The following is a 223-nucleotide window of genomic DNA, read 5'->3' as shown; positions in this document are numbered from 1 at the left end:
CGTTGGTTTGCGTGACGCTGTTGAAGATCTTCACGGGCAGCGTCTGCAGCGATGGGGACTGGATGAACAGGGACAGGATGACCTCGTCAAACGACGTCACGAACGCGAACAGGGCTCCCGCGGTCACGCCCGGCGCGATCAAGGGCAGCACGACGCTGAAGAACGTACGCAGCCTCCCCGCCCCGAGTGATGCAGAGGCTTGCTCGAGTCTCGGATCGAGCCC

The 223-nt window shown here is 63.2% G+C and carries 1 protein-coding gene; it reads right to left on the bottom strand.

Translation table 11 applies throughout. The annotated features are described in order from the left end of the window. The coding region (locus tag WFH00_RS11870; protein ID WP_336661053.1) for an ABC transporter permease at positions 1 to 223 on the bottom strand (223 nt) is incomplete at both ends.

The organism is Leucobacter sp. USHLN153, assembly GCF_037145615.1.
Taxonomy (GTDB): Bacteria; Actinomycetota; Actinomycetes; order Actinomycetales; family Microbacteriaceae; genus Leucobacter.
This window is presented reverse-complemented; position numbering and strand designations above follow the sequence as displayed.